10 protein-coding genes are annotated in these 12414 nt (G+C 63.9%); 3 read left to right on the top strand and 7 right to left on the bottom strand.

Going from position 1 to position 12414, the window contains the following annotated elements; translation table 11 throughout:
- Positions 1–81: 81 nt before the first annotated feature.
- Complete coding sequence (locus tag AC1POX_RS08070) at positions 82–303, bottom strand: hypothetical protein (protein WP_008577251.1); 222 nt, start codon at positions 301–303, stop codon at positions 82–84.
- A gap of 517 nt (positions 304–820) precedes the next feature.
- On the opposite strand from AC1POX_RS08070, the gene AC1POX_RS08065 reads away from it, so the two are divergent.
- The gene (locus AC1POX_RS08065) at positions 821–2599 is read left to right on the top strand and encodes an asparagine synthase-related protein (RefSeq protein WP_338334512.1); all 1779 of its coding nucleotides are present in this window, start codon (positions 821–823) and stop codon (positions 2597–2599) included.
- A 172-nt stretch (positions 2600–2771) separates the two neighbouring features.
- Here the strand turns inward: AC1POX_RS08065 and AC1POX_RS08060 are convergent, their stop codons facing one another.
- Together AC1POX_RS08060 and AC1POX_RS08055 are read right to left on the bottom strand one after the other, a co-directional pair.
- On the bottom strand, positions 2772–2948 hold the full coding sequence (locus AC1POX_RS08060) for a hypothetical protein (protein WP_338334513.1): 177 nt from the start codon (positions 2946–2948) through the stop codon (positions 2772–2774).
- A gap of 78 nt (positions 2949–3026) precedes the next feature.
- Positions 3027–3275 carry a hypothetical protein gene (locus AC1POX_RS08055; protein WP_014089797.1) on the bottom strand — a complete coding sequence of 83 codons (249 nt, stop codon included), beginning with the start codon at positions 3273–3275 and terminating at the stop codon, positions 3027–3029.
- Positions 3276–3474: 199 nt separating this feature from the next.
- Between AC1POX_RS08055 and AC1POX_RS08050 the strand changes: the two genes are divergently transcribed.
- The gene (locus tag AC1POX_RS08050; protein ID WP_033479294.1) at positions 3475–5130 is read left to right on the top strand and encodes a sensor domain-containing diguanylate cyclase; all 1656 of its coding nucleotides are present in this window, start codon (positions 3475–3477) and stop codon (positions 5128–5130) included.
- A gap of 192 nt (positions 5131–5322) precedes the next feature.
- Here AC1POX_RS08050 and AC1POX_RS08045 read toward each other — a convergent pair whose 3' ends face one another.
- Positions 5323–5628: a hypothetical protein gene (locus AC1POX_RS08045; protein ID WP_057681589.1), complete on the bottom strand. Its 306-nt coding sequence runs from the start codon at positions 5626–5628 to the stop codon at positions 5323–5325.
- Between the two features lie 94 nt (positions 5629–5722).
- Between AC1POX_RS08045 and AC1POX_RS08040 the strand changes: the two genes are divergently transcribed.
- Positions 5723–6697: a GGDEF domain-containing protein gene (locus AC1POX_RS08040; protein WP_005919921.1), complete on the top strand. Its 975-nt coding sequence runs from the start codon at positions 5723–5725 to the stop codon at positions 6695–6697.
- 255 nt (positions 6698–6952) lie between these two features.
- Here AC1POX_RS08040 and AC1POX_RS08035 read toward each other — a convergent pair whose 3' ends face one another.
- Genes AC1POX_RS08035 through AC1POX_RS08025 form a run of 3 tightly spaced genes read right to left on the bottom strand, consistent with a single transcriptional unit; the run spans position 6953 to position 12322 of the window.
- On the bottom strand, positions 6953–8377 hold the full coding sequence (locus tag AC1POX_RS08035) for an efflux transporter outer membrane subunit (RefSeq protein WP_372356938.1): 1425 nt from the start codon (positions 8375–8377) through the stop codon (positions 6953–6955).
- On the bottom strand, positions 8371–9102 hold the full coding sequence (locus AC1POX_RS08030) for an SDR family oxidoreductase (protein ID WP_008577266.1): 732 nt from the start codon (positions 9100–9102) through the stop codon (positions 8371–8373). The genes AC1POX_RS08035 and AC1POX_RS08030 overlap by 7 nt, the downstream gene beginning before the upstream one ends.
- Before the next feature lie 43 nt (positions 9103–9145).
- Positions 9146–12322: an efflux RND transporter permease subunit gene (locus AC1POX_RS08025; RefSeq protein ID WP_008577268.1), complete on the bottom strand. Its 3177-nt coding sequence runs from the start codon at positions 12320–12322 to the stop codon at positions 9146–9148.
- Positions 12323–12414 lie beyond the last annotated feature (92 nt).

Below are 12414 nucleotides of genomic sequence, written 5' to 3'. Positions count from 1 at the left end.
AGCCCACCTCCACCAATGAGCGGACCCACAAGGTCCTGAGAAGGCCGGGAACCCCCGTAAAACAAGGGTTCTCGGCCTTTTTCATGTGCGACGCAGTGCGCAGGTGAACGTATCACGCCATGCGACGCTGGGGACATCTGGGGGCATGCAGCCAATGGCCAACGTCGATACCCCCACGATGCCCTCGCCCACCTTGCGATATGCCGCGCCAAAGCTGCGCTCGGATTCCGCCAGCACCGGCAAGCGGTCCGGCATCCCGATATCGACCTCGATCAGCCGATGCCGGGGCGCCTTGTCGGCCACGATCTCCGCAGGCGCAGTCATTGGTTGCCGGCGACGTGGCGGGCGAGAGAGCGATCAGGCAAACGCCATCTGTCACCTGTTCGAGTCATCGCTGCGCCTGGTTGCACGCGGCCATCCACGCGCTCGACATGACGCAGCGCACCGGAGCGACATCGATGCAAAGCGCTCAAAAAAACAGCGCCATCTCAACCGTTCCTTGATCATTTCCAGGCGGAATCCCCATACGACCAGCCCACCATGCGCGCCGCACCGGATCGGGAACGACGTCGCCAGCAAGTCGCGTTGCCCGGCCCAGTGCACCTCTCTATATGGTCAAGGGCGGACGGGTCAGATGTCGGGTATCTGTGGATTGTGGTTGGAACCAAATTCTCACAAAGACAGCAGCACGCTAGGACGGCGTGGAAGTGCGATGGTTGCTGTGATGAAGCACCGTGGAGATAAAGCGTGTGTGGCAACCGTCGTTGACACGCCCCTGGTACTTGCAGCATGCGGGAGCTCTGGCACCCCGGGGTCTCGCATGGGCTTTTCTGCCGATGGTCGTTATCTTGTCGCTTTGGCTGGACGCGCCAATGGCCTCTCGCCGCTTTACAGCACACCAGAGGCTTGTGAGAGCAACACCTCTGCCGCAAGGATCGCGCAAAGCATTCAGTCGTTGGGGCTGCAGCGAACCCTAGCGCTCATCGATGGCAGCTTCTGCCTGGCCATTCTAGATCGTCGATTACACACGCTGTCGCTAGTGCGCGACCGCATCGGTCAATGCAGCCTGTACTACGGCTGGACACATCAGGGTCTTGTGTTTGCTTCTGAACTCAAAGCAATCGCTTCCTCTCACGGCTTCAGTAACTCGCTCGATCGGAATGCGCTGACGCTCCTGCTGCGATACGGCTACATTCCATCGCCATATAGCATTCATCGAGGCATCTTCAAACTAGCGGCAGGAACCATTCAAGTTTTCAGCACGCTGGATGTGGAACGCGGTGCGCCCCATCACGACCCCAGCGAGGGGGCGCGCTACTGGCATCCGAAAAGAAATGTCAGCAACTTAATCCAAGCAAGAGAGCATGTGACCGAAGAGCGTGCGATCAGCCGCCTGCAGGATGCGCTCTCGATGGCGGTTGACCGCGTCAGCGATCGCAAGACTGGTTCATTCCTGTCGGGAGGAACCGATTCCAGCCTCATCACGTCCCTCCTGCAGTCGCAACGCTCAACACCTGTCGATACCGTCACTATCGGATTTGAGGATGCCGACCACGACGAAATGGATTGGGCACAAAAGGTCGCAAGCCATTTAGGTACGCGGCATTTCCAACAACGCATCAGCGATCAGCAGGCCGTGGCCATTCTGCCGGAGATATCGGAGGCGTTTTGCGAACCTTTTGCGGACTCGTCCCAGATTCCGACACTGCTTGCAGCAGGCTCCGCGCGCCGCCAAGTCAGTCACATGCTGACAGGCGATGGAGGCGACGAATTGTTCTTCGGCCATGCCGCGTATGCGCGTGCACTGCGCAATGCGCGCCTGGCCTCCATGATCCCGGACACGCTGCGCTGTTCGCTGCGTCGCCGGGGCGTCTACACGAAGGAGTCGGCCCGTTTGGGCGGATGGCGAGCGGCCGTGGGGGAGACGATCAGCCGCTCGGTGGAAGAGAGCTACCTGCTCAGGGTCTCGCGTTGGCGCAACCCCCATTGCGCCGTGCTTGGCTCCATGGAGTACCCCACGATCTATGACACCCCCATGGAGCAGCTGACCGTCGGATCCCCAGGCGAGCGCGTTCTCTTTATGGACATTGCCATGGAACTTGGGGAAGGACTCATGACCAAAGTCGACCGCGCGTGCATGCTGCATGGCCTGAACACGTCTTCCCCCTTCCTGGATCAGCAGGTATTTCAGCTGGCCTGGCAGATTCCGCTCAAGCTCAAAATGGTTCGTGGGGAGCAAAAATACATTTTGAAGCGCCTGCTCGAACTGTATCTGCCGCAGGAGCTTATCTACCGACCCAAGCGAGGCTTCGGTGCGCCTGTCGGCCGCTGGCTACGCGGCCCCTTACGCGAGTGGGCTGAAGACTTGTTGACACCTTCAAAACTCGAAGAGCAAGGCGTCTTCGACGTCGGGGTGGTGACGCATCTCTGGCAAGCGTTCATCGCAGGTCAACGAAAGTGGCACACGCATCTTTGGCCCATCCTCATGTTCCAGGCTTGGCAGCAACGCTGGCAGCAGCGGCCCTCCTTTTGTGTGGACGAGGCGTGCCATCGCGATCCAGAAGGTATAAGCCGCCTCACCATTGAGGCGTTCGTTTGACAGCGAGGTCACCGAAGGCACTTGCGCGTCGCCGACATGCGTCAGTGCGTGCCGGGGCCCTGCCCACCCGCTTCAACCTCGCCCCAGAGATAAACGGACAAGGCCGGGATTTCCCGATGCAGAGGTCAGACGTTGGCCATTGCGAAGGACGAAGCAGACTGCGCGCGCTGCGTCAGTTAGTGACGCGCGCGGCATGTTCGGGCTCATCGCGACGAACGAGGGCCCCTGCCCGGTCGTCGGCAGCTGCACACCGCGGGGCGGCATCGCCGCGGAGTTGATCGAACAAGGCCAGCAACGCGCTGGCTTCGTGTTGCAGCAACGCCAGTGCGCTTTTATTGGGCTCTTCCATTGCACTTGCTCCAGAGACGCTCGACGGCGCCCTGATCAAACCCGAGCAAATCGCGTGCCAGCCGTCAGGGCTTCCCGCTCAGGCGTACTCGCGCTGCTCTTGCGCCTTGGCGTGCATGGCTTCCAGCGTGACCATGCCGGCAATCCGGGCGGCTGCCATGGCGCTGCGATGGTCGGGAAAGGTCGACGACAGCGCGGCGCCTGCCAGGTTCGCGCCGCGGCCGATGCCGATCTGCGCAATATCCCAGCCTGCCACCCAGCCATGGGCGGGGGTATCGCCTTTGACGGCATGACAGGTGAGTTGGTAATTGCCTAGAAAAATGACCAACGGGCGCCCTTTTCGGTGACTGCTTGCCAGCATACCGCCACGACGCTGCTTCCGGGGGCAATGTGCCGTCTGCCAGCTGACTCGGCAAGCGAAGTGGAGCGTAGGCACGCGGCTTGCATCGGCCTCGACCAGACAATCGTGCCGGGGGAACGCGGTGTTGACCAAAAGAACCAAACGTCGTGCTGCCGGGGCCTTGCTGGTGGGTGGGCTGATCTTTGTCCTGATCGGCGTGGGCGGGTACCTCACGACGCAGCGTTCGCTGTCGGACGCCGGCTGGGTGACGCACACCCAGGAAGTGATTGCCAGCATCGACGAAATCCAGGCGGGCATGCTGTCGGCGGAATCGTCGGCGCGCGGCTATGTCTTGACCGACAACGAGGCCTTTCTGGGCGTGTATGCCGATGCGATCGGCCGCCTGCCCGAGCGCATCGTGCGGCTGGACGCCCTGGTGCAGGACAACCCGACGCAGCGGCGCAATGTGGTCGTGCTGAGCCGTTTGGTGGACGCGCGCCTGGTGCAGATCGACGAGTTATTGCATAGCTATCGCAAGCAAGGCCTGGATGGCGCGCGTGCTGCCATCGCGCGCGGGGTGTTCCAGACCTCTTCATCGCTGCGCCGCCAGGTGCAGACCATGACGGAGCTGGAGCGGCAGCAACTGATCAGGCGCAATGCAGCCACCACCCGCAGCGCACAGTGGGTGCTGTGGGTGACCGTGATCGGCATTGCCAGTGGCTTGCTGGTGATGCTGTTGGCGTACCGCTTGTTGTCGCGCGAGCTGGAACGGCGTACGCGTGCCGAAAACGACGCCAGCCGGACCAGCGAGCGCCTGATCGAGTCGTTTGCCGCACTCGAACGCACCTCCGCTGGCCTGGAGGCGCTGGCACGCTACTCCGGGTTGCTGCAGAACTGCCGCGATGCCGAAGAAGCGCTGGAAATCACTGCACGCACGATTGCACCGCTGATTCCCGGTGCCGCCGGCGCGGTCTACTTGCTACGCGCCTCGCGCGATCGCGCCGAACAGGTGGTCGCCTGGGGCGAGATGGCAGACGACGCCAGTGCCAGCATCGCGCCGGACAACTGCTGGGCGCTGCGCCGCGACCGCACCCATGTGGTGATGGACGCCGGCCAGGGCATGCTGTGCCAGCATGCCGGCGTCAACCTCCCGGCGCATGCGGCCACCGCCTGTATTCCGCTATCGGCGCAGGGCACGCAGCTGGGGATGCTGGCATTGCGTAGCGAAGACCCTGACGATCTTGCCTCGCTGACCGTGGCCGAGGCGGCAGCAGAACAACTCTCCTTGGCGCTGCACAACCTGCGCCTGCGCGAAACGCTGCGCCAGCAATCGATCCGCGACCCGCTGACAGGCCTGTACAACCGCCGCTATCTGGAAGAAACCCTCAGTCACGAGTTGGCGCGCTGCACGCGCCGCGAGCTGCCCTTGTCGGTGCTGATGCTGGATGTGGATCACTTCAAGCGGTTCAACGACCTGCACGGGCACAGCGGCGGCGACCGCGTGCTGGCGGCCATTGGCGAATTGTTGCTGGCGCAGACGCGTGGCGAGGACATCTGCTGCCGGTACGGCGGCGAAGAATTGACGATCATCCTGCCCGAAGTCGATCTGCCAACCGCGTGCATGATGGCGGAGAAATTGCGCGCCGGCATCGAGGCCCTGCAGGTCATGGGCGATGGCGTCTGTCTGCCGAAGGTCACCGCCTCGTTCGGCGCGGCCAGCTTTCCCGCTCACGCCAGCACCGTGGCCTCGTTACTGCAACGGGCGGACGCGGCGCTGTATCGCGCAAAGCAGGGTGGCCGCAATCAGGTCGTGAGCGCGGATGTGCTTGCATCCGTGGCCTGAACGCAAGCAGCCGGGCGTGCTGCTGCGGTCTGTCGCAGAGGCCTGTGTCGCGCGGTCGACGCTCAGATCCACATCGCGCGCGCTTGGCGAACCCGGGTGCGAGCGCCTGAACGAAGATGCTCGGATCATTCGCCGGCGCGCGCATTGCAGCGACGAACGCTCAGGCACATGCGCTCATGCCAAGACCAGGCCTCAGCCGCAGGCGTGGCCCGCGTCGTCGGTGGGGATCAGGCCCGCACCGGCCAGCATGCCGTCGATACGCGTGCGCACATAGTCGGCATCGTCCTGCGCGGCACTACTCAGGATCGCTTCGGCACGCGCCTGAAAATCCAGGTAGTCGAAATCCGCATCTTCATCTGCCGACAACTTGGGCAACTCTTCCTGCAACGCGTCCAGGCGCGTGGCCAGTTCTTCGCGGGTGGGCATGGCAGACTCCGACAACCAAAACGATACGTTTGCGGCAGCGCCGTCAAGGATGTGCGAAGCCTTGCGCTGCAACGCTTCACTTTCCTACCCGTTGCGGCGATGAAGACACGCTCAACTTTGACCGCACTCCGCCGATAATGATGCCGACTCCTATCGAACCTTCCCTGTGATCCTCCACCTGCGGCGGGATTTTCGACTCGGCATCGTCAAGATGCTCGGGCCAATCACCGCGCTGTTGCTTTGCCTCTATGCGGTGTATTTGGCCATGACCGGTCAGGTAGTTGCGTGCCTGGTCACCGCGGCGCTGGGCGTGCTTGCGGTATGGCGCGGCTGGCAGATGCGCAGTGCCGAAGACACCGGCGCCGGCGGCGTGTGGCTGGCGTCGATCAATGTTGGCGGGTGCCTGGTGGCGTGCTGGACTGGTGGCGATGGCGCCCTGCCGTGGCTGTTCCCGGTGCTGGCCACCAATTATTTCTTGTGCGGGCCGCGACGTGCGGTGTTGTTGAGCTTGCCGCTGCTGGCCGCCTTGTTGTTCTTGCCCGGCTTGATCACCAGCCCCGGCCAGGGTGTGTCGACGATCGTGGTGACGCTGGTGACGCTGGCGGTGGGCTACGCGTTTTCGCTGCGGATGCAGGACGACCGCGTGCATCTGGAAGAACTGGCCTCGCTGGACGCGCTGACCGGCTTGCCCAACCGTCGCATGCTGGAACGTGCGCTGACCCACCAGATCGATCAACGCCAACCGCACGACCGGCTCAACAGCCTGATCATCCTGGATCTGGATCACTTCAAGGAGGTCAACGATCTCTACGGACACGCCGCCGGCGATGCGGCGCTCTCGGATCTGGCCACCATCCTGCGCTTCGAAGTCCGCGAACCGCACCAGGTGTTCCGTTTTGGCGGCGAAGAATTCGTGGTGCTGCTGCGTGCCGGCTCGCTGGCCGAACTGGAAGCGGCCACCGAACGCTTGCGCAAGGTGATACGCAACGGCTTGCGCGGACCCGGTGGGCGTATCACAGTCTCGCTGGGTGCGGCGCGCCACGATGGCGAAACGCATTGGCAGGACTGGTTTTCGCGTGCCGATGCAGCGCTGTATCTGGCCAAGAACGGCGGACGCGACAGCGTGCGGGTCGCCGAATAAGCGCCTGGCGGCATGCCTGCTGCGCAGGGGTCCGCCTGGGCACACGCAGCTGGCAGCTGGGTAATCGCATTGGTCACGAATGCAATGTTGCTGATGAAGCGGCGGTAGCGCACCTGTCAGAGGCGACCGAACCGATGGCGTCGGATGCATGGCCGGTATCGCCAACCATCACCCGCACACGTTCGACCGCCTCGTTAGCTCTGACGCTGCAGCCAGAACTGCGGGGCGACCCACTGGCCGCCCCGCGCGCATCGTTCAACGATTGACCACGGCCACCGGTGCCGCAGGCGCTTGGTCCTGCTTCCAGCCACCGAGCGCCTTGTACACGCCGACCACGCCGACATTCACCGCCGCTTCGGCCTGCGCCAACGCATCGTCGGCCGCCAGCTGGGTGCGCTGCGCATCCAGCAGGGTGAGGAAGTCTTCCGAGCCCTCGCGGTAGCGGATCTGCGCCAGCTGCTCGGCACGCCGCGCGGCATTGGCCTGCTCCACCACGATGGCCAGGCGCGCCTGCTGGCGGCCATAGCCGATCAACGCGTTTTCGGTGTCTTCCAGCGCCAGCAATACGGTTTGCTGATACTGGGCCAACGCACCTTCGGCCTGCGCCTTGCTGGCACGCAAGCGCGCACGCACGGTGCCGAAATCGAAGGCGGCCCAGCTGATCGACGGGGTCACCGACCAGGCCTTGGCGTTGCCCTCGGTCAACCTGGCTGCGTCGCCGGTGAGGAAGCCGACGAATCCGCTCACGCTGATGCGCGGAAACAGGTCGGCAGTGGCCACGCCCACTTGCGCGGTGGCTGCCGCCAGCCGGCGCTCGGCGCCGCGCACATCCGGACGCTGACGCAGCAAGCCGGCGGTATCGCCCAGCGGCAGCGGGCGCGCGAACGCCGGCATCTCGCGCGCGGCCAAGGTGGCATCCAACGCATCCGGTTGCTGGCCCAGCAACACAGCCAGACGGTGGCGGTATTGCGCCTCGGCGGTTTCCAGCAGCGGAATATCCGCCTCGATCGCCTTCAACCGCGCCAGGCTGCTCTGCACGTCCAGCTCGCTGCCGGCACCCAGATCCCATCGGGTCTGGGTCAGCTTCTGGGTGTCGCGCAGGTTGGTGAGCGTGCGCTTGGAGACGTCCAAGCGCTTCTGGGTGCCGCGCAATTCGAAATAATTGCGCGCCACTTCGGCAGCAACGGTGACCTGCACGTCCTGCAGGTTGGCCTGCTCGGCATCCAGGTCGGCACGCGCGGCCTCCGATGCACGCCGCTGACGGCCGAACAGGTCCAGCTCCCAGGCCGCATCCAGACCGAGCGTGGTCTGCTCGGTCAGAAAGCGCTGATTGCCGGCGATCACCTGCTGCTGCTCGCGACGATCGAAGCTGCCTTGCGCGGCGATATGCGGCGCCTGATCCAGGCGGCGCTCGACGAACACCGCGCGCGCCTGCTTGACGCGCGCCACCGCGATGCGCAGGTCGTGGTTGGCGAACAAGGCGTCGCGCACCAATTGCTCCAGCACCGGGTCGTCGAACTGCGACCACCAGTTGCCCACCGGCGACTGCGCGCTGTATGCCGGGTCTTGCACGCCTTGCAGCGTCACCGCCGCCGGCGGATCGGGGCGGTAATCCGGCCCGACCGCGCAACCGCTGAGCACCAGTGCAGCCAGTGCCACGCTCAGGAAGTTTCTTACCATGGCAACACCTCTCCCAGATGGGTAAAGCTGCCGGTGGCACCGTGGGCATCCAATAGCGCCATTTGCACGCTGCTATGCGCGCCCTGCTCCACTTCGATTTCGCCGCCGCCACCGTTCATGTCGGTTTTGACGTAACCCGGATGCACCGTGTTGACCTTGATGGCTGTGTCGCGCAATTCGTAGGCCAGATGCACCGTCCAGCTGTTCAACGCGCTCTTGGACGCGTCGTAAGCAGGAATCTTGAAGTCGTAGATCGGCGAGCCGGGCTGGCTGTGCAAGGTCAGCGAACCGAGGATGCTCGACACGTTGACGATACGCCCGGCCAGCGAACGACGCAGCAGCGGCAGGAAGGCCTTGGTCACCTCGACCACCGCGAACAGATTGGTGTCGAAGGTACGCTTCCACACCTCCAGGCTCTGCTGCGACGGGGTGCGCTGCATGTCCTCGATCATGATGCCGGCGTTGTTGATCAGGATGTCCAGATGACCATGGCGCTGCTCCACCGTGCCCACCGCCGCAGCAATGCTGATGTCGTCGTTGACGTCGAGCTGGATGGCCTCCACCGGCAGGCCTTCGGCCTGCAACTTGAGGGCCGCGGCCACGGCGTCGTCGCGCTTGCGGCCGGCCAGCAGCGTGTGCACGCCGGCGGTGGCCAATTGCCGAACGGTCTCCAGGCCGATGCCGCGGGTTGCGCCGGTGACCAATGCGATCTTGGTGTTGCTCATGTGTAAATCCTTCGAATGTATGTAGGGGGGAAGTGACGCGTGCTTAGGCGTTGACGTGCGCGTGATCGTGCGCAACCGCGGGCGGTGTTGCGGGACCGCGACGGGTCACCCACTTGCGCAGCGCCACGTAGAACACCGGAGTCAGGAACAGGCCGAACAAGGTCACACCCAGCATGCCGGCGAACACCGTGATGCCGGTGACCGAGCGCACTTCGGCGCCGGCACCATGGCCGAACACCAGCGGCACCGTGCCGGCGATGAAGGCGATGGAGGTCATCACGATCGGACGCAGGCGCAGGCGGCAGGCTTCCAGTGCGGCTTCGACAATGCCCTTGCCGTGCATTTCCAGTTCGCGGGCGAACTCCACGATCAGGATCGCGTTCTTGCACGCCAGGCCCATCAACACCACCAGACCCACCTGCACGAACACGTTGTTGTCGCCATTGGTGAGCCACACACCGAACAGCGCAGACAGCAAGGTCATCGGCACGATCAGGATCACTGCCAGCGGCAGGGTCCAGCTTTCGTACAACGCAGCCAATACCAGGAACGCCAGCAACACCGCCATCGGGAACACGATCAACGCCGAGTTGCCTTGCGTGGACTGCTGATAACTCAGGTCGGTCCACTCGATGTTCATGCCGTTGGGCAGCACCTGCGGCGCCATGCTGGACAGCTTCTGCATGGCCTCGGTGGACGACAGCACGCGCGGGTCCGCTTCGCCGATGAGGTCGGCGGCCGGGTAGCCGTTGTAGCGGATCACCGGGTCCGGGCCGTAGGTCTGGCCCAGCGTGACCATGCTGCCGATCGGCACCATGTCGCCGTTGGCGTTGCGCGTGCGCAGGTTGGCGATGTCTTCCACGCTATCGCGGAACTGTCCATCGGCCTGGGCGATCACCTGATAGGTGCGACCGAAGCGATTGAAGTCGTTGATGTAGGACGAACCCAGATAGGTCTGCAGCGTATCGAACAGATTGGTCAGCGGCACGCCCTGCGCCTTGGCCTTGTCGCGGTCGACCTTGGCATCGAGCTGCGGCACGTTGGCCTGGTAGGTACCGATCGGGAACTGCATGCCCGGCGTTTGCGAGATCGCACCGGACATCGCATTCACCGCACTCTGCAACTGGCCATAGCCCAGGCCGGCACGGTCCTGGATGTACAGCGAGTAGCCCGAGCCCTGGCCCAAGCCAAGAATCGGTGGCGGCATGAAGGCGAACGCGAAGCCCTGCTGGATCTGGCTGATGCGTGCGTTGATTTCCGCATTGATCTGCGCGGCGGTGCGGCTGCGCTGACTGAACGGCTTGAGCGTCAGGAACACCGTGCCGGTATTGGGCGTATTGGTGAACTGCAGCGGGTTCAGGCCCGGGAACGCGATTGCGTGATCCACACCGTCGGTCTGCAGCGCGATCTGGGTGATCTGGCGGATCACCTCATTGGTGCGCTCCAGCGACGATCCTTCCGGCAGTTTGGTGCCCGCAATCAGATACAGCTTGTCCTGGGTCGGAATGAAGCCGCCCGGCACCAGCTTGAACATGAAACCGGTACCGACCAACAGCAGCAGGTAGACCACGAACACCGCACCCCGCTTGCCCAGCGCACGCGACACCGCGCCTTGGTACTTGTGCGAGCTGGTGTTGAAGAAACGATTGAACGGGCGGAACAACCAGCCGAACAAACGGTCGATCAACCGCGACGGACCATCCTTGGGCGCGTCGTGCGACTTCAGCAGCATTGCCGCCAGCGCCGGCGACAAGGTCAGCGAGTTGATCGCCGAAATCACCGTGGAAATGGCGATGGTCACCGCGAACTGCTTGTAGAACTGGCCGGTCACGCCCGACAGGAACGCCATCGGCACGAACACCGCGCACAGCACCAGCGCGATGGCGATGATCGGCCCGGACACTTCGCGCATGGCCTGATGGGCAGCCGCCAATGGGCTCAGGCCTTCTTCGATGTTGCGCTCGACGTTTTCCACCACCACGATCGCATCGTCGACCACGATGCCGATCGCCAGCACCAAACCGAACAGGCTCAGCGTATTGATCGAAAAGCCCAGCAGGTACAACGCAGCGAACGTACCGACCACCGACACCGGCACCGCCAGCAACGGAATGATCGAAGCGCGCCAGGTCTGCAGGAACAGGATCACCACCAGCACCACCAGCAGCACCGCTTCCAGCAGCGTGTGCACCACCGCGCTGATCGAATCGCGCACGAACACGGTTGGGTCGTACGCGGCCGACCATGCCATGTCCTGCGGGAACTGCTTTTCCAGTTCGGCCATCTTGGCGCGCACCGCATCGGACAATTCGATCGCGTTGGCACCGGGCGACTGGAACACGCCCATGCCCACCGCGTTCTGGTTGTCCAGCTGCGACCGCAGGGTGTAGTTGCCGGCGCCCAGCTCCAGGCGCGCCACGTCGCTCAGGCGCACGATCTCGCCGCTGTTGCCGCTGCGGATGACGATGTTGCCGAACTCTTCTTCGGTGGTGAGGCGGCCCTGCGCATTGATCGAGAGCAGGAAATCGCTCTTGTTGGGCATGGGTTCCGCGCCGAGCTGGCCGGCGGAGACCTGCACGTTCTGCTCGCGGATGGCGGCGACCACATCGCTGGCGGTGAGCCCGCGTGCGGCCACCTTGTCCGGGTTCAACCAGATGCGCATGGCGTAGTCGCCGGCACCGAAGATCTGGATCTGTCCCACGCCCGGCAGGCGCGACAGCTCGTCCTTGACCTTCAAGGTGGCGTAGTTGCTCAGGTACAGCGAGTTGTACTTGCCCTTGGGCGAGGTCAGATGCACGACCATGGTCAGCGTCGGCGATTGCTTCTGTGTGGTCACGCCCTGGCGACGCACGTCCTCGGGCAGACGCGCCTGCGCCTGGCTGACGCGGTTCTGCACCTGCACCTGCGCCTGGTCCGGATCGGTGCCGGGCTTGAAGGTCACGGTGACCACCAGCACGCCGTCCGAGCCGGCCACCGACTTCATGTACATCATGTTTTCCACGCCGTTGATGGCTTCCTCAAGCGGCGTGGCAACGGTCTCGGCGATGACCTTGGGGTTGGCGCCCGGATACACCGCGCGCACCTGCACGCTCGGCGGCACCACTTCTGGGTATTCGCTGATCGGCAGCAGCGGCATGGCGATCAGGCCGGCCGCGAAGATGATGATCGACAGCACCGCGGCAAAGATCGGCCGGTCGATGAAAAAACGGGAAAAGTCCATTGGGATGGTCCTGAAAGAGGTTGCCGCCGGATGGCGGCGCGGCACAGCGGCCCCGGGCCGGCCTGATGACGAGGCCGGCAGTCATGAGCTGT

Source organism: Xanthomonas sp. NCPPB 3442, from assembly GCF_056725145.1.
The sequence above is the reverse complement of the archived record's forward strand: the minus strand, read 5'-3'. Positions and strand labels throughout refer to the sequence as shown.